Origin of the sequence: Parasulfuritortus cantonensis, from assembly GCF_004337445.1 — a bacterium.
Taxonomy (GTDB): Bacteria; Pseudomonadota; Gammaproteobacteria; order Burkholderiales; family Thiobacillaceae; genus Parasulfuritortus; species Parasulfuritortus cantonensis.
Map to the genome: position 1 here is coordinate 73,284 of NZ_SJZB01000049.1, position 22,106 is coordinate 95,389.

Here is a 22,106-nt window from a genome sequence, read left to right on the forward strand (position 1 = left end):
AGGAAAGCGGCTCAGGAGTGGGCTTTGAGGAGGATTTCCGCGCCCACCTGCCCTTCCGAGATTTCCCGCAGGGCGATCACAGCCGGCTTGTCCTTGTCGGACTCGACCTTGGGGCTGGCGCCGACCGAGATCTGGCGGGCGCGGGTGGCGGCGGCCAGGGTCATCTCGAAGCGGTTGGGAATGTACTTGATGCAGTCGTCGACGGTGATGCGGGCCATGTGGCGTTGCTCCGGATGCGTAATGGAATGGTCCCGATTTTAGCGTGATACCGGCGCCTTGGGCAGCGGTCGCGCCGGGGTCCGGCGGAGGCCGGCGCCGGGTCAAGTTTTCCGGGCCGGCTCCGATATAGTCGGCGCCGACATTCGCCGGCCCGCAAAGGAGCCATAACGATGGACAAGAAGCGCAGCCTGAGCCTCAAGACACGTCTGTTCCTGCAGCAGGTCGGCATGCTGGCCGGACTCCTGATGCTCGGCCTGTATTCCCTGGCCGAACTGCACCAGCACATGATGGAGGAACGCCACGCCGCCCTGCGCGCCCTCGTCGACGTCGGGATCGGCGTGGTACGCGAACAGTACGAACAGATGCAGGCCGGGGTGATCGACCGCGCGGAGGCGGAACGGCGCGCCAAGGCCAACCTGCGCAAGATACGCTTCGGCGACAACGACTATTTCTTCATCTACGACCTCGACGGCCGCAACGTCATGCACGGCAGCAAGCCGGAACGCGAGGGCACCAGCCAGATCGATGCCACCGATGCCAACGGCAAGCCGTACATCCGGCACTGGCTGGCCGTGCTCAAGGAACGCGGCGAGGGCGAGATGGAGTACATGTTCCCGAAGCCCGGCAGCAACGAACCGCTCAGCAAGGCCTCCTACGCCAAGGTGTTCGCCCCCTGGGGTTGGTGGGTCGGCACCGGGGTCTACATCGACGACGTCGAGGCCACCTTCCGCGACAATGCCGTCGGCACCGTGGTGTTCGTGGCCGGCGCGGCCCTGCTCCTGGCGCTGCTCGGCTGGTTCATCAACCGCAGCGTCCAGGCCGAACTGGGTGGCGAGCCGGCCGAGGCGTCGGGCCGCGTGGAACGCTTCGCCGAGGGCGACCTGACGCAGCCGATCACCAGTAGCAGCCGCCGGCCCGGCAACCTGCTCGGCGCCTTGGCGGCGATGCAGGACAGGCTCAACGCCACCGTGCGCGCGATCCGCGAAGGTACGGAAGTGCTGGCGCGCGAATCCGGCGACCTCTCGGTGGCGGCCGGCGAGATCAGCCTGGCGGCCCGCAACCAGGCGGAATCGAGCGCCGCCACCGCGGCCTCCATCGAACAGCTGACCGTCAGCATCAACGAGGTGTCGGAGATCGCCCGCCAGACCGAGGACAACTCCAGCCAGACCGCCACCCTGGCCGACCACGGCCGCGACGTGGTGCGCCAGGCGGCCGCCGAGATCGAGCACATCGCCGAATCGGTGCGCGATTCGGCCGAACGCATCCAGTCGCTGGTCGGCCGTTCCCAGGAGATCGGCAACATCACCAACGTGATCAAGGACATCGCCGACCAGACCAACCTGCTCGCCCTCAACGCCGCCATCGAGGCGGCGCGCGCCGGCGAGCAGGGGCGCGGCTTCGCGGTGGTGGCCGACGAGGTGCGCAAGCTGGCCGAGCGCACCACCCAGGCGACCGCCGAGATATCGCGCATGATCGAGGCGATCCAGGAGGACACCCACGACGCCGTGCAGGCCATGGAAGGGGCGACGCCCAAGGTGCGGCGCGGCCAGGAACTGGCCCAACAGGCCACCGGGCTGCTCGACCAGATCCAGCGTCAGGCGGGCGATTCGCTGGCGCGCGCGCGCGACGTCGCGACCGCCAGCCGGGAACAGGCGGCGACCGCGAACGGCATCGCCGGCCACGTCGAGAATATCGCTTCGATGACCGAGCAGACCAACGCCGCCACCCAGAGCAACGCCGAAGCCGCCGACCAGCTGAAGGAACTGGCCGGGCGACTGCAGAAGTCGGTCGCCTACTTCAAGGTCTGAGCGGGGCGCCGGTCAGCGCCGCAGCAGCTCGCCGAGCAGCGGCTCCAGGGCCCGCATCTGGTTGCCGATGGCCAGGCGGCGGGCGCGCACGATGGTCAGCAGGTCGGCCAGCGCGGTGGCGAAGTCGTCGTTGACCACCAGGTAGTCGAAGGAATAGGCGTGCGAGATGTCCTCCTGGGCGGCGGCCACCCTGCGCTCGATCACCTCCGCGCTGTCCTGGCCGCGGCCTTCCAGGCGCCGGCGCAGCTCGGCCAGCGAGGGCGGCAGGATGAACAGGCCGATGGCCTCCGGGAACAGCCGGCGCACCTGGGCGGCGCCCTGCCAGTCGATCTCGAGCAGGATGTCGTGGCCGGCCCGCATCTGGTCCTCGATCCAGGGCTGCGAGGTGCCGTAGTAGTTGCCGTAGACCTCGGCGCTCTCCAGGAAATCGCCGTTGCCGAGCATCTCCTGGAAGGCGGCGACGGACGCGAAGTGGTAGTGCACGCCGTCCACCTCCCCGGGACGCGGCGCCCGGGTGGTGTAGGAGATCGACAGCTTGACGCCCGGGTCGGCCTCCAGCAGGGCCTTGACCAGGCTGGACTTGCCCGCGCCGGACGGCGCGGTGACGATGAACAGGTTGCCGCTCATGGTGGGAAGGAATCCTCTACTCCAGGTTCTGCACTTGTTCGCGCATCTGTTCGATGAGCACCTTCATCTCCACCGAGGCCTGGCTCAGCTCCATGGCGGCGGCCTTGGAGCCGAGGGTGTTGGCCTCGCGGTTGAGTTCCTGCATCAGGAAGTCGAGCCGTTTGCCGGCCGAGCCGCCCTGGCCGAGCACGCGCTCGACCTCGTCGAGATGGGTGGACAGGCGGTCGAGTTCCTCGTCGACGTCGATCTTCTGGGCGAACAGGGCGACCTCCTGGTGGATGCGCTCGGGATCGGCCCCCTGCATGATCTCCTCGACCCGGCGCGCCAGCTTGGCGCGGAAGGCGGCGACGATCTCCGGCGTGCGCGGACGCAGGTCGGCGACCAGGGCGCGCAGCGCCTCGACGCGCTGCCGGATCACCGCGGCCAGCTTGCCGCCCTCCTGGGCGCGGCTGGCGTTGAAGTCGCGCACCACGCCGTCGAGCAGGGTCAGGGCGGCGGCCTGCATGGCACCCGGATCGGACGACTGTTCGGCCAGGACGCCGGGCCAGCGCAGCACCTCGGCGACGGTCAACGGCCGGGCGTCGGGCAGGACCGTGCGGACCTGGTCGGCCAGTTCGGCCAGCTGTTCCAGCACCGCCGGGTTGGCCGCGCCGGGCAACGGCCCGGCGTCCTTGGCGGAGAAGTACAGGCGGCATTCCATCTTGCCGCGCTTGACCGCGGCGCCGATGCGCTCGCGGATGGCCGGCTCCAGGGCCCGGAAGTCGTCGCCCATGCGGAAGGAGAGGTCCAGGAAGCGCGAATTGACGGCCCGTAACTCCAGGCTGATGGAGCCGTGTTCGAGGTTCACCGTGGCGGCGCCGAAGCCGGTCATGCTGTTCAATGTGGCCATGAATTCGCTATTCTTCCGTATATCTACTAACGTTCTGCCATCTTACTTGGGCTTGCATGGCCGCTCAAATCCCCGATCCCCTGCCGACCGGATTCCAACTGGGCGAGTACGCCATCGACCGCAAGATCGGCGGCGGCGGTTTCAGCATGGTGTACCTGGCCTTCGACCCCGCCGGCCTGCCGGTGGCGATCAAGGAATACCTGCCCGACGGCATGGTGGGGCGGGATGGCGACGGTACCGTGCGGCCGATCTCCGAGGACAAGGAGAAGACCTTCCGGCAGGGCATGAAGTACTTCTTCGACGAGGGCCGTACGCTGGCCAACATCCGGCATCCCAACGTCGTCGAGGTGGTCAATTTCTTCCGCGCCAACGAGACCGTGTACATGGTGATGCGCTATGAACGCGGCAAGACCCTGCAGCGCCACATCCACGACCTGCACGAGGAGCCGATGCGCGAGGGTTTCGTGCGCGCGTCCTTCGTGCAACTGCTCAACGGCCTGCGCGAGATCCACGCCCAGCGCCTGCTGCACCTCGACATCAAGCCGTCCAACATCTACGTGCGCCAGGACGGCTCGCCGCTGCTGATCGATTTCGGCGCCGCCCGCCACGTCCTCCTGGCGGACCAGAAGTACGTGCCCATGTATACTCCCGGCTTCGCCGCGCCCGAACAATACAACCAGCGCGACCGCCTGGGGCCGTGGACCGACATCTACGGCATCGGCGCCAGCATGTACACCTGCATCGCCAAGCGGCCGCCGCCGCCCGCCAACGAACGTCTCGAAGAAGACAAGCTGGGCTCGGCCGCGAAGGATTTTGCCGGAACCTATTCGCCGGATTTCCTGGCCCTGATCGACAACCTGCTGCGCCTGCCCTACACCGAGCGGCCGCAGAGCGTGTTCTCGGTCCAGAAGCGCCTCATCGAACTGGTGCCGGCGCATGCCCGGCCGGCCAAGCAGAGCCTGATGGAAGTGATCAAGCAGAAATTGACGCAGCCCCTATGAAATACAGCCTGTACCAGGAAAGCCGCCAGGGCGGCCGCAAGTCGAACCAGGACCGGGTCGGCCACGCCTACACCAGCGAGGCCATCTGCATGGCCCTGGCCGACGGCATGGGCGGCCATGCCCACGGCGAGGTGGCCGCGCAGGTCCTCATGGACGTGGTCCTGGGCATGTTCGAGAAGCTGGCCCGGCCGCGCCTGGCCGATGTCACGGAGTTCCTGCTCGACGGCGTCTACGCCGCCCACGACACCATCAATACCTACGCCAGCAGCCACCGCATGGCCGACACGCCCCGCACCACCTGCGTGGTGTGCGTGATCCAGGACGGCCAGGCCTGGTGGGCGCACGTCGGCGACTCGCGCCTGTACCACTTCGGCCCGAACGGGCTGCGCGCGCGCACCCGCGACCATTCCGCCATCCAGCACCTGATCGACGACGGCCTGGCCAGCGAGGACGAGATCACCAGCCACCCCGACCGCAACAAGCTCTACAACAGCGTCGGCGGCTTCATGCTGCCCAACATCGAGTTGTCGCCCGGCGTCCTCCTCGGCGACGGCGACGTCCTGCTCATGGCCAGCGACGGCTTCTGGTCGCAGTTCAAGCCTGACGAGATGCTCACGACCCTGCGCGTCTACCCGGTCCGGGTGGCGGTGAACCAGCTCCTCGAGCACGCCGAGTTCCGCGCCGGCGACTACGGCGACAACCTGTCCGTGGTCGCCCTGCGCTGCGGCGAGGACCGCCCCGAGGTGGATCCGGCCGCCCTGAACGACTTCAAGCTGGACGGCTTCACCACCGAGCTCAAGGCCCTGGAGGGCAAGGCGGCCCAGCAGCCGGCCATGAGCGACCGCGACATCGACAAGGCGATCGAGGAAATCCAGGCCGCCCTCCTGAAACACCAACTGGAAACGAAATGACCGAATTCTTCCGCCCCTCCGGGCGCGCGCCGGCGCAACTGCGCGGCATCCACATCACCCGCCGCTACACCAAGCACGCCGAGGGCTCGGTCTTGGTCGAGTGCGGCGACACCAAGGTCATCTGCACCGCCAGCGTGGCCGAGAAGGTGCCCTTCCACGTCAAAGGCAGCGGCGCCGGCTGGCTGACCGCGGAATACGGCATGCTGCCGCGCGCCACCCACACCCGCGGCGACCGCGAGGCGGCCCGGGGCAAGCAGAGCGGGCGCACCCAGGAGATCCAGCGCCTGATCGGGCGCAGCCTGCGCGCCGCGGTGGACCTGGCCAAGCTGGGCGAACGCACCATCCACATCGACTGCGACGTCATCCAGGCCGACGGTGGCACCCGCACCGCCAGCATCACCGGCGCCTGGGTCGCGGTGCACGACGCCGTCGAGTGGCTGATCAAGGAAGGCCGGCTACCGGAGACGGTGATGCGCGACCACGTCGCCGCCGTCTCGGTCGGCATCTACAAGGGCGTGCCCGTGCTCGACCTCGACTACGCCGAGGACTCCGACTGCGACACCGACATGAACGTGGTGATGACCGGCAGCGATGGCATCATCGAGGTCCAGGGCACCGCCGAGGGCGAACCGTTCAGCCGCACCGAACTCGACGACCTGCTCGACCTGGCCCAGGCCGGCATCGAGCAGCTCATCCACGAACAACGCCAGGCCCTGCAATCATGAAGAAGATCGTCATCGCCTCCAACAACGCCGGCAAGCTGCGCGAGATCGCCCGCATCCTCGAACCCCTGGAACTGGAAGCCGTGCCGCAGGGCAGCTTCGGTGTGCCGGAATGTCCGGAGCCGCACGTCACCTTCATCGAGAACTGCATCGCCAAGGCCCGCCACGCCTCGGCGCATACCGGCCTGCCCGCCCTGGCCGACGATTCCGGCATCTGCGTCGACGCCCTCAACGGCGCCCCCGGCGTCTATTCGGCGCGCTACGCCGGCGAACCGAAGTCGGACCAGCGCAACAACGAGAAGCTGATCGAGTCGCTCCGGGGCATCGCCAACCGCAAGGCGCACTACTACTGCGTCATGGTCTACGTGCGCTACCCGGACGATCCCCAGCCGGTCATCGCCGAGGGGGCCTGGCACGGCGAGATCATCGACGCGCCGCGCGGCGCCGGCGGCTTCGGCTACGACCCCTATTTCCTGGTGCCCCAGTTCGGCAAGACCGGCGCCGAGCTGGACGCCGACCAGAAGAACGCCGTCAGCCACCGCGGCCAGGCCCTGCGCGCCCTGGCCGAGCGCCTGAAGGCCGGGCTCTGACGCGGCCGTCGCGATGACGGCGGCCGTCCGGGTGGCGTTGCCGGGCGCGCGCCCGGCCCAGCCGGCGCCGTCCCGGCCGCCGCCCCTGGCGCTCTACGTGCACGTCCCCTGGTGCGTGCGCAAGTGTCCGTACTGCGACTTCAATTCCCACGCCCTGCGCGGCGAACTGCCGGAGGCCGCCTACGTCGACGCCCTGCTGGTGGATCTCGAACGCGCCCTGCCGGAAATCTGGGGCCGCCCGGTCGAGACCGTGTTCGTCGGCGGCGGCACCCCCAGCCTGCTGAGCCCGGAGGTGGTCGATCGCCTGCTCGCCGGCGTGCGCACCCTGCTGCCGCTACGACCCTATGCCGAGATCACCCTGGAGGCCAATCCGGGCACCTTCGAACTGGGGCGTTTCCGGGCCTTCCGGGAGGCCGGTGTCACGCGCCTGTCGCTCGGCATCCAGAGCTTCGACGACCGTTACCTGGAGGCGCTCGGCCGCATCCACGCCGGGCGCGAGGCGCACGCCGCGGCCGAGGCCGCCCTGGCACTGTTCGACCAGGTCAACCTGGACCTGATGTACGCCCTGCCGGGCCAGGATGGCGCCGCCCTGGCGCGCGACCTGGCCGCCGCGCTGGCGCACGGCCCCCAGCACCTGTCCTGCTACCACCTCACCTTGGAGCCCAATACCGCCTTCGCGGCGGCGCCGCCCGCGCTGCCCGACGACGACACCGCGGCGGCCATGCAGGAGCAGGTCGAGGCGACCCTGGCCGAGGCCGGCTACGGGCATTACGAGACCTCGGCCTACGCCCGGGCCGGGCAGGCCTGCCGGCACAACCTGAACTACTGGTTGTTCGGCGACTACCTGGGCATCGGCGCCGGCGCCCATTCCAAGCTGAGCTTCCCCGACCGGGTGGTGCGCCGGGCCCGGCCGCGCCATCCCAAGGACTACCTGGCCTGGGCCGGCGGCGGCCTGCCGGCGGAGGAACGCGTGCTCGACGCCGACGACCTCCGGTTCGAGTTCATGATGAACGCCCTGCGCCTGAACGGCGGCTTCCAGGAGGGCCTGTTCGGCGAACGCACCGGCCTGGCGCCGGGCACGCTCGCGGCCGGCCTCGCCGAGGCCGACCGCCGCGGCCTGGTCGAGCGCGACGGCCCGACCATCCGGCCCAGCCCGCTCGGGCGCCGCTTCCTGAACGACCTGCTGCAGCTATTCCTGGCCTGACCCGGGTTCCGTCTCCCCGGCACTGCCGACCCAGAAGTCCTGGCCCTTGTCGAGGAACTCGGCGACCGGAATGTAGTGCGAGCCGTCGCACGAGAAGGTCAGGCCGACCACGCCGTTGAACAGGTTCAGCGTGCCGCTGCGCAGGTAGAAGGTGTCGTCCATCAGGCGCAGGTTGCGCAGGTTGTCGAGGACCGGGCGAATCTGCTCCCGGCGCACCAGGGCGTCGCGCGGATACGGCCGGCGCGGGAAGGGCAGGCACATGTCGGGATCGGTGAGGGCGGCGATGTCGAGCAGGCGGTAGCGCAGCGGGTCGGCGGTCAGCCAGATCACCGCCCGGCTGCTCGAGAAGTGCAGGATGACGTGGTGGACGCCGTGCTCGGTCATCAGTTCCTCGACCACCGAGAGCACGGTCTCGATGTTGAGGTCCATGACGCTGTCGGCCCGGGTCTGGTGGAACACCGTGCTGCGGATCGCCGGGTCGCCCCTGATCTGGCGCCAACTGGTCGGCTCCTGGTAGACGCCGCCGGTGACCGGCAGGTCGCGCAGGTCGAAGTCGGCGCCGATGAAGCCGAGCACCCGCCAATCGGTGCCGCGCACCAGTTGCACGGCGGTCAGCGAGGGCCGCTTGCCGCGCAGCGAGATATAGGCCTGGGAGAGCAGGAAACCGTCGGCGGGGACGCGTTCGCACATGTAGGGGCGCTGCGAACGGTCGCGCCCCAGGTCGATGTCGATGAGACCTGCGCGGCCGACGTTGCGGGTGATCTGGATCGCGTCGGTGTCCATGGCGTAGAGGAATTTCATGGCCGGCACGATGGCGAACGCCTCGACCAGGGCCGCCTCCAGCGCGGCGCGGTCGTGCCAGACCAGGCTGCAGGCAGTGGCGATGCGCGTGAGCGGCTCGCGCAGCATGGTCATGAGGGCCTCGCGCTGCTCGATGACGGCCTCCTGCAGCGTACCGTGTGGTGGTTCCATGGTGTCCTTCGCAAACCGGGTCCGGTCAGTATAGTCGGCCGGCCCGGCCGCCGTGTCCACGACCCGGGTCAAGGACGCAGGCGGTGTTCCGGGATCGGGCCGCGCAATTGTGCGAACAGGGCCGGCCACCAGGCGGCCTGGTAGCCGCTGCCGGCGGACCGGTGGTAGTCGGGCAGGCGCCACCAGGGCAGGCCCGGGCGCAGGTGATGGGCACCGTGCAGGTTGAAGTGCAGGATCAGGGCCGAGGCCCAGCCGGGCAGGGCCAGGTTGCGGGCGGCGCGTACCCGGTTGAGGGCGGTGCCGTAGTGGAAGGCGTTGTCGACCAGGCTGACGAGCAGGGCGCGCCCGGCCAGGGCCAGGAGCAGCAGCCAGGCCTGCCGGCCATAGAGCGCGAAGGCGAGGCCGTACATGGCCAGAACCGCGCCGGCATCCAGGCGCACGGCGCGCAGGATGGCCGGCGCCGATACGCGCCGCACCAGTTCGGGGACCACGTTGTCGGGTCGCTCCAGGCGCCCCGCCAGGGTGGCGATGGCCCGGTGCGGCAACAGGAAGAGGAGGCCACCGAGCACTTCGATCAGATACAGGCCGCCGAGGATGCGCAGGTAGTAGGCGACGGCGAACAGGGCCCGGTTGTCGTGCCCGGCGCGGTAGACCTCGGAGCGTTCACGCACGGTGCGGCTGAGGGCGTGGTGGAGCAGATGGCCGGCGCGCAGGAGGTCGAAGGGCGCCCCGTACAGCACGGCGTGCAGGCGGCCGAGCCGGCGGTTGCCTGCACGCGATGGCGACAGACCGCCGTGCACGGCTTCGTGCAGGTAGGCCCACCAGGCGTTGCTCAGCAACACCGGCACCAGGAGCAGCCAGCCCCAGGCCGGTGAGGCAGGCAGCAGCCAGGCCGGCAGGACGACGAGCTGGAACAGCGCGGCGGCGAGGAACAGGATGCCCAGAACCCGGTTGACGAACCGGCCCTGCGCGTCGCTTGGATTAGGCTCATACATGGCAATCGCGTCCGGATCAATGCCCCATACATACCTTCTCCACCCCGGCCTTTCCACCCTGGGAATGTGACAGCCGCCCTGCCGGAACGGACGGCATTCACGTTACTATCGGCCGGTGATCAGCCGGATTCGAGGAGAAGAAAGTGCGTGCGATCCTGGCGCTGGCGGTGCTGGCGCTGACGGTCCCGGCCGCCTGGTGCGGTGACCAAGACGACCTGGCGGCCCGTTGCAGCCGCGCCTACCAGAAGGAAGAACTCGACTTCCTGTTCCAGAACTGTCCGTTCGATACCTGGATGCTGGCCCGTTCCCAGTGCGAACGGGGTGACGAGACGGTGACCGAGAAATACAAGGATTTCTGCCGTAAATTCAAGAACGGCCAGGCCCCGCACTACGGCCCGAACGGCTTCGAATTGCCGGGTCGCTGAGGCCGATTCCCCGCCTCGCTTCTCGTCTTGACGCTGGCGGCACCGGATTGCCCGGCAAGGCCGGCGTCTTCGTTCGGCCTCCCCGGCGCCGGGCCGGCCCGTTCAGGCCAGCTTCTGGCCGTGCTCGCGGGTGGCGTGGAAGCCGACCTTGGGCCACTTCTCGATGAGCAGCTCAAGGTTGTAGCGGTTGGTGGCCAGGTAGACGGCGTTGCCGTCGACGTCGACCGCCATGCGCATCTGCTGGTCCTTCTCGAACTGGCGCTGGCTGGCCTCGTCCGGGAAGGTCAGCCAGCGCGCCGTGTGGATGTCGGCCGGGGCGTAAATGGCGTCGACGTTGTATTCGGTCTGCAGGCGCTGGGCGACGATCTCGAACTGCAACTGGCCGACCGCGCCCAGGAGCATGCCGCCGGTCAGGGTCTCGAAGACCTGGATGGCGCCTTCCTCGCCCAGCTCCTTGAGGCCCTTCTGCAGCTGCTTGGACTTGATCGGGTCGCGCGAGCGCGCGGTGCGGAACATTTCCGGCGCGAAGTAGGGGATGCCGGTGAAGCGCAGGGTCTCACCCTCGGTCAGGGTGTCGCCGATCTGCAGCTGGCCGTGGTTGTGGATGCCGATGATGTCGCCGGCCACGGCGTCCTCCATGTGCACGCGCTCGTTGGCCATGAAGGTGAGGGCGTTGCCCAGCTTCATCTCCCGGCCCATGCGCTGGTGCTGGACCTTCATGCCGGGCGAGTAGCGGCCCGAGCAGACCCGGAAGAAGGCGATGCGGTCGCGGTGCTTGGGGTCCATGTTGGCCTGGATCTTGAACACGAAGCCGGTGAACGGCGCCTCGGCCGGTTCGACCATGCGCACGCCGGCGTCGCGATGCTGGGGCGGCGGCGCCCATTCGATCAGGGCCTGGAGGATCTCGCGGACGCCGAAGTTGTTGATCCCGGAGCCGAAGAACACCGGGCTCTGATGGCCGGCCAGGAAGGCGGTGATGTCGAACGGGTGGCTGGCGGTCTGGATCAGCTCGACGTCCTCGCGCATGGGCGGCATCTCCATGGGGAACATCGTATCCAGCTTCGGGTTGTCGAGGCCCTCGATCAGCTCGGTTTCGCCACCGGCGTGTTCTTCGCCGGGCCGGAACAGCATGGTCTGGTCGTGCAGCAGGTGGTAGACGCCGCGGAAGGCCTTGCCCATGCCGATGGGCCAGGTCACCGGGGCGCAGTCGATCTTCAGGACCGACTCGATCTCCTCCAGCACCTCGATGGGGGGCTTCACCTCGCGGTCCATCTTGTTGACGAAGGTGATGATGGGCGTGTTGCGCAGGCGGCAGACCTCCAGGAGCTTGATGGTCTGCGCCTCCACGCCCTTGGCGGCGTCGATCACCATCACCGCGGCATCGACGGCGGTGAGCACCCGGTAGGTGTCCTCCGAGAAGTCCTCGTGGCCGGGGGTGTCGAGCAGGTTGACGGTATGGCCGGCGTATTCGAACTGCATGACCGAGCTGGTCACCGAGATGCCGCGCTGCTTTTCCACCTCCATCCAGTCCGAGGTGGCGTGGCGCGCGCTCTTGCGCGCCTTGACGGTGCCTGCCATCTGGATGGCTCCGCCGAACAGCAGCAGCTTCTCGGTCAGGGTGGTCTTGCCGGCGTCCGGGTGGGAGATGATGGCGAAGGTGCGGCGGCGCTGGACGTCGCGCAGCAGGTCGGGCGGAAAGGCGGTCATGGCAGGGCGGTCGGGGCGGAAGCCCGCTGGCGCGGGCAGGGAAAGACGGGAAGTATACAGGCTCAGCCGATCACGACCCGGTCGCGGCCGCTCTGCTTGGCCTTGTAGAGGGCGTCGTCGGTGCGCTTGCAGAGGGTCTCGCGGCTGTCGCCGGGCTTGAACTGGGTGGCGCCCACGCTCACCGTCAGGTGCTCGATGGTCTCGAAGGCATGCGCCGAGATCGCCTTGCGGATCTTCTCGCAGGCCGTTTCCAGGTTGGCGCCGTTGCTGGCGAAGGTGATCAGGCAGAACTCCTCGCCACCGACCCGGAAAAAGGTGTCGGCCTCGCGCCGGATGTCCTCGACCAGGTAGGCGAGTTCCTTGAGCACCTCGTCGCCCACGGCGTGGCCGTAGCGGTCGTTGATCTCCTTGAAGTGGTCGATGTCCAGCATCATCAGGCTGAGGCCGCGTTGATAGCGCGGCTCCTGGCGCAGTTCGATGCCGAGCAGTTCGTCGAATTTGCGCCGGTTGTAGATGCCGGTCAGCTCGTCGGTGTCGGCCAGGGTGGCCAGGCGCTCCTCGATGGCCTTGCGGCGGGTGATCTCGGCGCTCAGCTTTTCGTTCTTGTGGCCCAGTTCGATGGCCATCTCCTCGAGCAGGAAGCGGCCGTGCTCGAGTTGCGCCAGGGAGTCCTCCTTGCGCCGGATCAGCCAGGCCGCCGCCAGGACCAGGAGCAGGAGCAGGGCGGTGGCGAGCAGCCGGGTGGCGAATTCCATGAGGCCGGGGGCGAACAGGATGGTCAGGAACGGCAGTTCGCAGCCGATCAGGAATTTCTTGATCACCGCATCCAGAATCCAGAACAGCAGCGCCCCCGTCAGGCCGAGCAGGACTTCGCCGTAGGAGGCTTGTCTGGACAGGGATTTCATGGCCGGGCTCCGCTCAGGCCCGGGCCGGTTCGAAGATCGCGTCGAGGTTCAGGCTATCGCAGTAATCCAGGAAGTCACCGCGCAGGGTCGGGATGTGGGTGTCTCCCGGGATGCCGACGGTCATGTTGACGGAGAACATCGGCGTGCCGGTGTGGGGGGCGGGGTAGGTGTCGGTGGCCAGTTCCTCGATGTTGATGTCGCGCTGGGCGAAGAAATTGGCCAGGTTGTGCACGATGCCCGGGTGGTCCATGGCCACGACGTTGATGCTGTAGGGAACCAGGGCATGCTTGCGGTCGAGGTCGCGGGTGCGTTTCTGGACGATGGTGAGGCCCAGCTCGGCGCCCACCGAGGCGAGCCGGTCCTCCAGCTTGGTCAAGGCGTCCCAGCGCCCGGACACCAGCATGATGAGCGCGAAGTGGCCGCCCAGCAGCGCCATGCGCGACTCCTCGATGTTGCAGCCGGAATCGACGATGCGGCTGGTGAAACGCTGGACCAGGCCGACCTGATCCTCGCCGGTTGCCGTGATGGCCAGGAGGTCGCGCGGGTTGGGGGGGGTGCTCATGGGGGAGGGATCCGAGTTCGTTGTCCTGGTTTGATTTTATACGCTTGGGCCAAAAACGACGCGGCCCGCATCGGCGGGCCGCATCGTTCGGGTGCTGCGCCTTACGGCCGCGGACCGAACAGCGAGTCCAGGAACTCGCCCAGTTTCTTCCAGGAATCCTGGTCGGCCTCGGCGTTGTAGGCGACCGGGAGATTGAATTTCTTGGCGTACTGGTCGGCGTCCGGATTGGTGAAGCTGTGCTTGGCACCCGGGTAGCTGGTCAGGCGGAAGTCGACGCCGGCGTCGTCCATCTCCTTGGTGAAGGCGCGGATCTGCTCCTTCGGCACCATGGGATCGTCCTCGCCGGTGAAGACGGCGATTTTGGCCTTGACCTTGCCCTTCTGGGCCGGGCTGTCCGTGGCCAGGACGCCGTGGAAGCTCGCCACGCCCTTCAAGTCCTCGCCGGCCCGGGCCATGTTCAGGACCACGCCGCCGCCGAAGCAGTAGCCGATGGCGGCGATCTGGCCGGGCGCCACGGTCGGTTGCTTGGCGAGCAGCTTCATCGCGGCCTCGAAGCGGGCCTTGGCGACCGGCATGTTCTTGCTGACTTCGGCCGCGAACTTGCCGGCATCGTCCGGATGGTCGGCGGTCTTGCCGTTGCCGTACATGTCGACCGCGAGGGCCGTGTAGCCCATGCCCGCCAAGAGCAGCGCGCGCTTGCGGGCGAACTGGTTGTGGCCCCACCACTCGTGCACGACCAGGATGCCGGGGCGCTTGGCCTTGATGTCCTTGTCGTAGGCCAGGTAGCCCTTCATGGTGACGCCGTTGGCGGTGTAGGTGACTTCTTTGCCGACCACCTTGGCCTGAGCGGTGGATACCCCCAGGATCAGGGCGGCGAGCACGAGCAGGATGTGACGCATTGGATTCTCCAGCATGTTGTCGAACGGTTTTTAGCCGTCAGTATCAATTCCATCAAAATAATACCAGTCTCCGGCGAGCTTAACGAATTTGCTGGTTTCATGCTGCCGAAAAGCGCGCCCGCCGAGCTTGTAGCGCGCCACGAATTCGACGATCGCGTGGTCGCCGTCGAGCACCGCGTGGCGGACGACCTTGAGCCCCAGCCACTTGGGCGCCGGCTGGCCCGCGAGGTCCAGGCCGGCGGGCCGCTTGTCCGGGTGCCAGGTGGCCAGCAGGTAGGCTTCGTCGGCCAGGGTGAAGGCGGTGTAGCGCGAACGCATCAGGCTTTCGGCATCCGGGGCCGGCACGCCGGCCAGGTAGCGGCCGCAGCAGTCGGCCAACTCGGCGGGGCGGCCGCAGGGGCAGGGCGTCTTCAAAGGGCGTGTCGGCATATTTCCTTGAGCGGGCAATCCGGGCAGCGCGGCCGCGGGCGGCAGTGTTCCTTGCCCAGGCGCACGATGAGGGCATGGTATTCGTTGTAGAGCCCGACGTCGCGGGCCAGGTGGCGTTCGAACAGGGTCTGGATCTCGGCGTAGGACTCGTCGCCGCGCAACAGGCCCAGGCGGGCGTAGGCGCGCCGCGTGTAGGCGTCGACCACGAAGCTGGGCAGGCCGAGGGCGTAGAGCAGGATGGAGTCGGCCGTCTCCGGCCCGACCCCGGATACCGCCAGCAGGGCGTCGCGGAGTTCGGCTTGGCCGGCCTGGCCGGCCAGGCGTTCGGGCGCCGCGGCGACGCCGCGCTCGGCGAGGAAGCGGCAGAGCGCCTTGAGGCGGCCGGCCTTGACGTTGAAGTAGCCGGCCGGCCGGATCGCCGCCGCCAGCTCGGCATCGGGGCAGGCGAGGATCGCCGCGCAGTCGAGCAGCCCGGCCGCCTTCAGGTTGGCGATCGCCCGCTCGACGTTGGTCCAGGCGGTGTTCTGGGTCAGCACGGCGCCCACCATCACCTCGAAGGGCGTCTCGCCCGGCCACCAGTGCTGGGGACCATGGCGGGCCGCCAGGCGTTGATAGGGGATCAGCCAGGGGTTGCGGCGGGTCATGGCGGGCGAGTATCCACGCCCGCGCCGGGCAAGGCAAACGGCCCGCCGGCCGGCCCCGGGGCTATAACGAGGGTAACGCACGGCTGGAGACTGGCATGAGATTGACCGTACACGGCGCCGCCCGGGAAGTGACCGGCTCCTGCTACCTGGTGGAATCCGGGAAGGTCCGGTTCCTGGTCGACTGCGGCATGTTCCAGGGCGGCCGCGAGGCCGAGCCGAAGAATCGGCGCTTTCCCGACTTCGATCCGGAAGGTATCGATTTCGTCCTCGTCACCCACGCCCACATCGACCATTCCGGCCTGCTGCCGCGCCTGATCAACCTCGGCTTCCGGGGCCCCGTGTACTGCACCGACGCCACCGCCGACCTGCTCGGCGTGCTCCTGCCGGATTCCGCCCACATCGCCGAAAAGGAGGCGGAGTGGCGCAACTACGACCGCCGCCGCAAACGCGGCGAACTGAAGGGCGAGACGGCCCCGATCTACACCGTCGAACAGGCCAGGCGCAGCCTGAAGCACCTGCGCCGGCGCGAATACGACCAGGCCTTCGAGCCGGCGGACGGGGTGCGCGCCTGCTTCCGCGACGCCGGCCACATACTCGGCTCCAGCATCATCGAGCTTTGGCTGCGCGGCCGCGGCAAGGAGGTCAAGCTGGTCTTCTCGGGCGACCTCGGCATGCCGGACCGGCCGCTGATGAACGACCCGACCCCGATCGCCGAGGCGGACTACCTGCTGGTCGAGTCCACCTACGGCGACCGCCTGCACAAGCGCATGGACGAGACCGTCGAGGAACTGGTGTTCGCGGTCAACGACACCGTGCAGCGCAAGAAGGGCAACGTCATCATCCCGTCCTTTGCGGTCGGCCGCACCCAGGAGATCGTCTACCTGCTGCTCGACCTCATCCGCCGGGGGCGCATCTCCGGCTCCCTGGCCATCTTCGTCGATTCGCCCATGGCGGCGGCCGCCACCGAGATCACCCTGCGCCATGCCGACCTGCTCGACGAGGAGACCCGCCAGTTGCTCGACTGGCAGCGCCAGAACGGCGACCACCTGCCCTACATCCGCTTCACGGAGAGCCCGGAAGAGTCCATGGCGATCAACAACATCCGCCAAGGCGCGGTGATCATCTCGGCGTCCGGCATGTGCGACGCCGGGCGCATCAAGCACCACCTGAAGAACAACCTGGCACGCGCCGACTGCAGCGTGATCATCGCCGGCTTCCAGGCCCAGGGCACGCTGGGCCGGCGCCTGGTCGACGGCGCCCCCTACGTGCGTCTGTTCGGCGAGCCGGTGCCGGTGCGCGCCAGCGTGTACACCCTGGGCGGCCTGTCGGCGCACGCCGACCGCGACGCCCTGCTGGGCTGGCTGGCCGGCTTCCGCACGCCGCCCAGGCGGGCCTTCGTGGTGCACGGCGAGGCCGCCACCGCGGCCGGCTTCGCGGCGGCCGTGCGGGACCGCTTCGGCTGGCAGGTGGAGACGCCGGAACGGGGCGCCGGTTTCGACCTGGTCTGAACAGGCTCTAGCGTGGCAGGTCGAGCAGGATGTAGTCGCCCAACGCGGCCCGCATCTGGGCCAGGGTGAGGTGGTGCGGGATGCCGACCCCGGCGGTGGCCTGGTTGTGCTGGCAGGTCAGGCTGCGTACCTCGGGGCGTCCGGGCGCGTGCAGGGTGAACTGGGTGACGTAGTAGACCTGGCTCGGGCCGTCGTCGTGGCCCGTCCCGGTACCGAACACCGACGTCCCGAATACCGGCATGCCGGAAAAGGACTCGACCCGGCGCTGCACGCGGGCGACCGGGAAGTCGCCGGCCGCCACGGTCTGTTCCGCGGCCGCGACGGTGGCGATCTCCAGGATGCAGTAGGGCTCGGTCTCCTCGACCCCGTTGCGGGCGACCGGGTGGCCGTTCTGCAGGCGCACGCTGGCCTGGTCGGCCGGGATGGTCAGCGGCTTCAGGAGGCGGACGCCGACGGCCGGGTAGGCGTAGTAGGGCGACTCCGGGCCGCGCCCGGTATCGGCCGCACAGGCCGCCAGGACGGCCGCCGGGACGAACGCGGCCAGCAGGGTACGTTGGCTAGGCATGGCGTCTCCTCTAAGATGTCGTCTCGACATTATGGCGGCCCGGGGCCGCCCCGGTACATGGACAGATTGCGGATAGACAAATGGCTCTGGGCGGCGCGCTTCTTCAAGACCCGCAGCCTCGCCAGCCAGGCCGTCGACGGCGGCCGGGTCAGGCTGAACGGCGAGCGCGCCAAGCCCAGCAAGGAGATCAGGGTGGGTGATCGTCTGGAGGTGCACATCGGTGAATTCGCCTGGCTGGTCGACGTGCTCGCCTTGTCCGATCGGCGCGGGCCGGCCGAGGCCGCGCGGACGCTCTACCAGGAGGACCAGGCGAGCCGGGCGCAGCGCGAGGCCCAGGTGGCGGAGCGCCGCCTGTGCCACAACCCGGGTGCCGACCTCAAGGGCCGGCCGACCAAGCGCGATCGCCGCCTGATCCACCGCTTCACCAACGAGACATGAACGACAGCCCCGGCCTCCACGCCCAGCCCGCCGCCCCCGACTACGCGGCGCGCATCGCGGCCGAGCGGGTGGCTCTGCTGTACCGCAGCGCGGCGTTCGGGCAGCTCATGCTGCTCGGCCTGGTCATGCTCACCGCCGCGGTCCTGGCCGGCCACGACGGCAGCGGGCGCCTCGGCTACTGGACCGCCGCCATGGTCGCCATCGCCGGCCTGCGCGGCTGGCAGGCCGCGCGCTACCGGCGCGCGCCCGCGGCCCACGACACCGCCTACTGGCTGCGCATCGCCCTGTTCGGCAGCCTGGCCGCCGGGCTCGGCTGGGCGACCCTGACCGTGGCGGTGTTTCCCGGCCTGGCGCCGGCCTACCAGTACCTGGTCATCCTGATGCTGGCCGGGGTCTCCGCCGGCGCGGTCCCGCTGCTGTCGCCCGACCTCAAGGTCTACCTGGTCTACCTGGCGCTCGTCCTGCTGCCCCTGCTGGTGGTGCTGGTGGTGCGCGGCGACCCGCTGTTCGCCCTGTTCGCCCTGGCCGTGGTGCTGTTCGCCCTGACCCTGGCGCGCAGCGCGGCGACCTTGAACCGCGCCATCGTCGAGAACCTGCACGAGCGCTTCGCCAAGGAGGCGGCCCTGGAGGAGAGCCGGGCCGCCAACCAGCGCCTGAGGGTCGAGATCGAACACCGCAAGCTGGTCGAGCAGCACCTGGTCGCCGCCAAGGAGGCCGCCGAGGCGGCCAACCGGGCCAAGAGCGAGTTCCTGGCCAATGCCAGCCACGAGATCCGCACGCCCATGAACGGCATCATCGGGATGACCAACCTGGCCCTGGACACCGAGCTGACCGACGAGCAGCGCGACTACCTGGAAACCGTCCTGCGTTCGGCCATGGCGATGCTCAAGCTGCTCACCGAGGTGCTCGAATACGCCAGCCTGGGCGGCGACCGCAAGGCCGACGCGCATCCCACGGCCCTGGTCGAACTGGTCGACCAGGCGCTCGACCTGGTCGCGCCGGCGGCCGATGCCAAGGGCCTGCGCCTGCAACGCGAATGCGCCGACGGCCTGCCCGACCCGGTCACCGTCGACGCCAAGCTGGTCAAGCAGGTGTTCGACCAGTTGCTCGACAACGCGGTGAAATTCACCGAACGGGGCGAGGTCCGGGTGAGCCTGTCGGCCGACGCCGAGCAGCCCGGCTACCTGCGCTTCAGCGTGCGCGACACCGGGGTCGGCATCCCGGAGGACAAGCAGGCGCACATCTTCGACGCCTTCACCCAGGCGGACGGCAGCCTGACCCGGCGCTACGGCGGCCTCGGCCTCGGCCTCGCCCTGGCGCGCGGCGCCGCCGAACTGGTCGGCGGCGAGGTCCGCGTCGCCAGCCGGCCGGGCGAGGGCAGCACCTTCGACTTCATCTTTCCTTACGAGACCTGAGCCATGTCCGAACTCGACCTGGTCGTCATCGGCGGCGGCGTCGCCGGTATCACGGCGGCACGTTACGCCCAGCGCGCCGGCCGCCGCGTCGTCCTGCTCGAGGCCGACGACCGCCTGGGCGGCTGCGCGCACACCTGGCAGCCGGTCGCCGACTTCTGGCTCGAACTCGGCGCCCATACCGCCTACAACTCCTACGGCACCCTGCTGGCGCTCAATGCCGACGCCCGGTTCGGCAACCTGCTGCCACGCGCCAAGGTCGGCTACCACTTCCTCAGGGACGGCCGGCCACAGTCGCCGTTTGCCCGGGTCGGCTTCCTGGAAGCGGCCCTGCGCCTGCCCTTCAACCTCGGCCTGGGCAAGGCCGGGCTCGACGTCGAGACCTACTTCACCCGCCTGCTCGGCCCGGGCAACTGGCACCGCCTGCTGGCGCCGGCCTTCGCCGCCGTGCTGTCGCAGCCGGCCGGGCCCTATCCGGCCGAATGGCTGTTCAAGCGCAAGGCGCGGGTCAAGGCGGCACCGCGCAAGTTCACCCATGCCGGCGGCATGCAGGGCTGGCTGAGCGGACTCGCGGACGGCGTCGAGGTGCGCCTGGGCCAGCGCGTCGACAGCCTGGCGGCGGGCCCGGACGGCGTCGAGCTCAAGCTTGCCGATGCCACCCTGAGGGCGCGCGAGGTGGCGGTGGCGACGCCGCCCGACGTCGCCGCTCGCCTGCTCGCCCCGCTGCTGCCCGAATTGGCCGCCGGCCTCGCCGCCACGCCCATGGCCGGGGTCGACACCCACGCGGTGGTGGTGCCGGCCGGCAAGGTCGCGCTGCCGCCGGTGGCCGGCCTGATCGGCGCCGAGGACGCCTATTTCTCGGCCGTCAGCCGCGATTACCTGCCGCACCCGGCATGGCGCGGCTTCGCCTTCCATTTCAAGCCCGGCCGGCTCGATGCCGGCGGCCGGCGCGCCAAGATCGCCGAGGTGCTCGGCTGCGGCGTCGCCGACTTCGCCTACGAGACCACCAAGACCAACCGCCTGCCGGCCCTGACGCCGGCCTCGGTGGTCCTGGCCGGACAACTGCGCGCCGCCCTGGCCGGTACCCCGGTCCGCCTGGTCGGCAATTACCTGAACGGCCTGTCGCTGGGCGACACGGCCCTGTACGCTGAAACTGGAGGCTGACATGAAATCGGTATTGGTTCCCCTCGCGCCCGGCTTCGAAGACCTGGAAGCCGTCACCATCGTCGACCTGTTGCGGCGTGCCGACATCGAGGTGGTCACCGCCGGTCTCCATTCCGGCCTCATCAGGGGCTCGCGCGGCATCCGGGTGCAGCCGGACGCGACCCTCGAAGGCGTCCTCGAACGCGATTTCGACATGATCGTCCTGCCCGGCGGCATGCCCGGCGCCGAGAACCTGACCCACGACCCGCGCGTGCAGGCGCTGCTGAAGAAGATGGCCGGGGCGGGCAAGTACACCGCCGCCATCTGCGCGGCGCCCATGGCCCTGGCCCAGGCCGGCCTGCTCGACGGCCGCCGGGCCACCAGCTACCCCGGGTTCGTCGACCGCCTGCCCATCCCGGGCGTGCGCTACAGCAAGGACGCGGTGGTCGTCGACGACAAGCTGGTCACCTCGCGCGGTCCCGGCACCGCCATGGATTTCGGCCTCGCCCTGATCGAACTGCTGGTCGGCAAGGCCGTGCGCGACCAGGTCGAGACCGCGCTGGTCCGTTCCTGACCGCCAGCCGGGCTCAGGGCCGGCCCAGGCAGTCCAGCACCGAGGTGGCGCAGACGGCGCCGCCCTGGCCGCCGTTCTCGGCGCGCCAGGCGGCGAGGCCGGAATCGAAGGTCTCCGGATAGACCGCGCCGCGCCGGAGCGGCTTGCCGACGCTGCGCGCCAGGGCCGCCTCGGTGATCGCCATGTGGCCGGCGACGTGGTCCACCTGCCAGGCCGGCGCGCCGCGCGGCCGCTCCAGCACCTCGATGTGGTAGACCCCGGTGGCGTGGCCGCCGGCCGGGTCGTGAACGACCAGCCAGCGCGTCGTCGTGGCGGTGCTGGGCAGCGCCCAGATGCCGGCCGCATGGCCGGCCAGGTCGGGGCCGGCGGCCAGGGCGCAGGTGGCGGTCAGGCCGGCCAGCGCGGCCAGCCAGCGGACTGCGCGGCGTTTGGCTTCAATCTTCATGTTCTTCCACCAGCAATTCGGCATAGACGGCCAGGTCGGCCGCCGTATGGCAGGCGAACAGCACCTCGCGCAGGGCCGGCCAGGCCGTGCTCGCCGCGCGCACGGCGGCGACGGCGACCGGCGCCGCGCGGCCGATCGGATAGCCGTAGGCGCCGGTGCTGATACTCGGGAAGGCCAGGCTGGCGAGGCCATGGCGGCCGGCCAGTTCGACGGCGCGCCGGTAGCAGGCGGCCAGCAGCTCGGCCTCGCCGGCGCCGCCGCCCTGCCAGACCGGGCCGACCGTGTGGATGACGTAGCGGGCCGGCAGGCGGAAGCCGGGCGTCAGCCTGGCCTCGCCGGTCGGGCAGCCGGCCAGGGCGCGGCAGGCGCTCAGCAGTTCCGGTCCGGCGGCCCGGTGGATGGCGCCGTCGACGCCGCCGCCGCCGAGCAGGGAGTTGTTCGCGGCATTGACGATGGCGTCCACGGCGAGGCGGGTGATGTCGGCCTGGACGGCGACGAGGCGGACGCCCATG

26 protein-coding genes are annotated in these 22,106 nt (G+C 69.5%); 12 read left to right on the forward strand and 14 right to left on the reverse strand.

Annotated features, from left to right (window positions below; genetic code table 11):
* Positions 1-11 precede the first annotated feature (11 nt).
* Entirely contained in the window at positions 12-218 is a 207-nt protein-coding gene (gene rpoZ, locus EZJ19_RS14195) for a DNA-directed RNA polymerase subunit omega (RefSeq protein ID WP_131448708.1), read from the reverse strand.
* A gap of 171 nt (positions 219-389) precedes the next feature.
* On the opposite strand from rpoZ, the gene EZJ19_RS14200 reads away from it, so the two are divergent.
* Positions 390-2,027, forward strand: a complete 1,638-nt coding sequence (locus tag EZJ19_RS14200; RefSeq protein WP_131448710.1) for a methyl-accepting chemotaxis protein — start codon at positions 390-392, stop codon at positions 2,025-2,027.
* Positions 2,028-2,039: 12 nt separating this feature from the next.
* Here EZJ19_RS14200 and gmk read toward each other — a convergent pair whose 3' ends face one another.
* Together gmk and EZJ19_RS14210 are read right to left on the reverse strand one after the other, a co-directional pair.
* Positions 2,040-2,654 (reverse strand): guanylate kinase, encoded by a 615-nt coding sequence (gene gmk, locus EZJ19_RS14205; RefSeq protein ID WP_131448712.1) that lies wholly within the window; start codon positions 2,652-2,654, stop codon positions 2,040-2,042.
* Between the two features lie 16 nt (positions 2,655-2,670).
* Entirely contained in the window at positions 2,671-3,543 is an 873-nt protein-coding gene (locus EZJ19_RS14210) for a YicC/YloC family endoribonuclease (RefSeq protein ID WP_131448714.1), read from the reverse strand.
* Between the two features lie 56 nt (positions 3,544-3,599).
* On the opposite strand from EZJ19_RS14210, the gene EZJ19_RS14215 reads away from it, so the two are divergent.
* The 5 genes from EZJ19_RS14215 to hemW are packed head-to-tail and all read left to right on the forward strand — an operon-like array spanning position 3,600 to position 7,971.
* Positions 3,600-4,544, forward strand: a complete 945-nt coding sequence (locus tag EZJ19_RS14215) for a serine/threonine protein kinase (RefSeq protein WP_131448716.1) — start codon at positions 3,600-3,602, stop codon at positions 4,542-4,544.
* Positions 4,541-5,455, forward strand: a complete 915-nt coding sequence (locus EZJ19_RS14220) for a PP2C family protein-serine/threonine phosphatase (RefSeq protein ID WP_131448718.1) — start codon at positions 4,541-4,543, stop codon at positions 5,453-5,455. Before EZJ19_RS14215 ends, EZJ19_RS14220 begins: the two co-directional genes overlap by 4 nt.
* On the forward strand, positions 5,452-6,180 hold the full coding sequence (gene rph / locus EZJ19_RS14225; RefSeq protein ID WP_131448720.1) for a ribonuclease PH: 729 nt from the start codon (positions 5,452-5,454) through the stop codon (positions 6,178-6,180). Before EZJ19_RS14220 ends, rph begins: the two co-directional genes overlap by 4 nt.
* Complete coding sequence (gene rdgB / locus EZJ19_RS14230) at positions 6,177-6,767, forward strand: RdgB/HAM1 family non-canonical purine NTP pyrophosphatase (protein ID WP_131448722.1); 591 nt, start codon at positions 6,177-6,179, stop codon at positions 6,765-6,767. Before rph ends, rdgB begins: the two co-directional genes overlap by 4 nt.
* A 13-nt stretch (positions 6,768-6,780) precedes the next feature.
* On the forward strand, positions 6,781-7,971 hold the full coding sequence (hemW, locus tag EZJ19_RS14235) for a radical SAM family heme chaperone HemW (RefSeq protein ID WP_131448724.1): 1,191 nt from the start codon (positions 6,781-6,783) through the stop codon (positions 7,969-7,971).
* Here the strand turns inward: hemW and EZJ19_RS14240 are convergent.
* Positions 7,957-8,943, reverse strand: a complete 987-nt coding sequence (locus EZJ19_RS14240) for a PDC sensor domain-containing protein (RefSeq protein WP_131448726.1) — start codon at positions 8,941-8,943, stop codon at positions 7,957-7,959. The two genes, hemW and EZJ19_RS14240, sit on opposite strands and share 15 nt — an antisense overlap.
* A 68-nt stretch (positions 8,944-9,011) precedes the next feature.
* Positions 9,012-9,938, reverse strand: coding sequence for a fatty acid desaturase family protein (locus EZJ19_RS14245; RefSeq protein WP_131448728.1), 927 nt, complete (start codon positions 9,936-9,938; stop codon positions 9,012-9,014).
* Positions 9,939-10,081: 143 nt separating this feature from the next.
* Here EZJ19_RS14245 and EZJ19_RS14250 point away from each other — a divergent pair, with 143 nt between their 5' ends.
* The gene (locus EZJ19_RS14250) at positions 10,082-10,363 is read left to right on the forward strand and encodes a hypothetical protein (RefSeq protein ID WP_131448730.1); all 282 of its coding nucleotides are present in this window, start codon (positions 10,082-10,084) and stop codon (positions 10,361-10,363) included.
* 102 nt (positions 10,364-10,465) lie between these two features.
* On the opposite strand, the gene EZJ19_RS14255 is transcribed toward EZJ19_RS14250, so the two are convergent.
* The 6 genes from EZJ19_RS14255 to EZJ19_RS14280 all read right to left on the reverse strand — a co-directional run bounded on the left by EZJ19_RS14255 (position 10,466) and on the right by EZJ19_RS14280 (position 15,509).
* Positions 10,466-12,070: a peptide chain release factor 3 gene (locus EZJ19_RS14255; RefSeq protein WP_131448732.1), complete on the reverse strand. Its 1,605-nt coding sequence runs from the start codon at positions 12,068-12,070 to the stop codon at positions 10,466-10,468.
* Positions 12,071-12,132: 62 nt separating this feature from the next.
* Complete coding sequence (locus tag EZJ19_RS14260) at positions 12,133-12,975, reverse strand: GGDEF domain-containing protein (RefSeq protein WP_131448734.1); 843 nt, start codon at positions 12,973-12,975, stop codon at positions 12,133-12,135.
* 13 nt (positions 12,976-12,988) lie between these two features.
* Positions 12,989-13,537 (reverse strand): glycine cleavage system transcriptional repressor, encoded by a 549-nt coding sequence (locus EZJ19_RS14265; RefSeq protein ID WP_131448736.1) that lies wholly within the window; start codon positions 13,535-13,537, stop codon positions 12,989-12,991.
* A 101-nt stretch (positions 13,538-13,638) separates the two neighbouring features.
* The gene (locus EZJ19_RS14270) at positions 13,639-14,436 is read right to left on the reverse strand and encodes a dienelactone hydrolase family protein (protein WP_206199437.1); all 798 of its coding nucleotides are present in this window, start codon (positions 14,434-14,436) and stop codon (positions 13,639-13,641) included.
* A gap of 30 nt (positions 14,437-14,466) precedes the next feature.
* Positions 14,467-14,865 (reverse strand): YchJ family protein, encoded by a 399-nt coding sequence (locus EZJ19_RS14275; protein ID WP_131448740.1) that lies wholly within the window; start codon positions 14,863-14,865, stop codon positions 14,467-14,469.
* Positions 14,847-15,509 carry an endonuclease III domain-containing protein gene (locus EZJ19_RS14280; protein WP_131448742.1) on the reverse strand — a complete coding sequence of 221 codons (663 nt, stop codon included), beginning with the start codon at positions 15,507-15,509 and terminating at the stop codon, positions 14,847-14,849. The genes EZJ19_RS14275 and EZJ19_RS14280 overlap by 19 nt, the downstream gene beginning before the upstream one ends.
* A gap of 95 nt (positions 15,510-15,604) precedes the next feature.
* On the opposite strand from EZJ19_RS14280, the gene EZJ19_RS14285 reads away from it, so the two are divergent.
* Positions 15,605-17,017: an MBL fold metallo-hydrolase RNA specificity domain-containing protein gene (locus EZJ19_RS14285; protein ID WP_131448744.1), complete on the forward strand. Its 1,413-nt coding sequence runs from the start codon at positions 15,605-15,607 to the stop codon at positions 17,015-17,017.
* A 7-nt stretch (positions 17,018-17,024) separates the two neighbouring features.
* Here EZJ19_RS14285 and EZJ19_RS14290 read toward each other — a convergent pair whose 3' ends face one another.
* Complete coding sequence (locus tag EZJ19_RS14290) at positions 17,025-17,582, reverse strand: hypothetical protein (RefSeq protein WP_131448746.1); 558 nt, start codon at positions 17,580-17,582, stop codon at positions 17,025-17,027.
* Between the two features lie 57 nt (positions 17,583-17,639).
* Between EZJ19_RS14290 and EZJ19_RS14295 the strand changes: the two genes are divergently transcribed.
* Genes EZJ19_RS14295 through EZJ19_RS14310 form a run of 4 tightly spaced genes read left to right on the forward strand, consistent with a single transcriptional unit; the run spans position 17,640 to position 21,149 of the window.
* Positions 17,640-18,020, forward strand: coding sequence for an RNA-binding S4 domain-containing protein (locus EZJ19_RS14295; protein ID WP_131448748.1), 381 nt, complete (start codon positions 17,640-17,642; stop codon positions 18,018-18,020).
* Positions 18,017-19,435: a sensor histidine kinase gene (locus EZJ19_RS14300; RefSeq protein WP_131448750.1), complete on the forward strand. Its 1,419-nt coding sequence runs from the start codon at positions 18,017-18,019 to the stop codon at positions 19,433-19,435. The genes EZJ19_RS14295 and EZJ19_RS14300 overlap by 4 nt, the downstream gene beginning before the upstream one ends.
* Before the next feature lie 3 nt (positions 19,436-19,438).
* Positions 19,439-20,596 carry an FAD-dependent oxidoreductase gene (locus EZJ19_RS14305; protein WP_131448752.1) on the forward strand — a complete coding sequence of 386 codons (1,158 nt, stop codon included), beginning with the start codon at positions 19,439-19,441 and terminating at the stop codon, positions 20,594-20,596.
* Between the two features lies 1 nt (position 20,597).
* Positions 20,598-21,149: a DJ-1 family glyoxalase III gene (locus EZJ19_RS14310; RefSeq protein ID WP_131448754.1), complete on the forward strand. Its 552-nt coding sequence runs from the start codon at positions 20,598-20,600 to the stop codon at positions 21,147-21,149.
* Positions 21,150-21,162: 13 nt separating this feature from the next.
* On the opposite strand, the gene EZJ19_RS14315 is transcribed toward EZJ19_RS14310, so the two are convergent.
* Together EZJ19_RS14315 and EZJ19_RS14320 are read right to left on the reverse strand one after the other, a co-directional pair.
* On the reverse strand, positions 21,163-21,594 hold the full coding sequence (locus tag EZJ19_RS14315) for a DUF5086 family protein (protein ID WP_165873589.1): 432 nt from the start codon (positions 21,592-21,594) through the stop codon (positions 21,163-21,165).
* Complete coding sequence (locus tag EZJ19_RS14320) at positions 21,584-22,105, reverse strand: O-acetyl-ADP-ribose deacetylase (protein WP_131448758.1); 522 nt, start codon at positions 22,103-22,105, stop codon at positions 21,584-21,586. The genes EZJ19_RS14315 and EZJ19_RS14320 overlap by 11 nt, the downstream gene beginning before the upstream one ends.
* Position 22,106 lies beyond the last annotated feature (1 nt).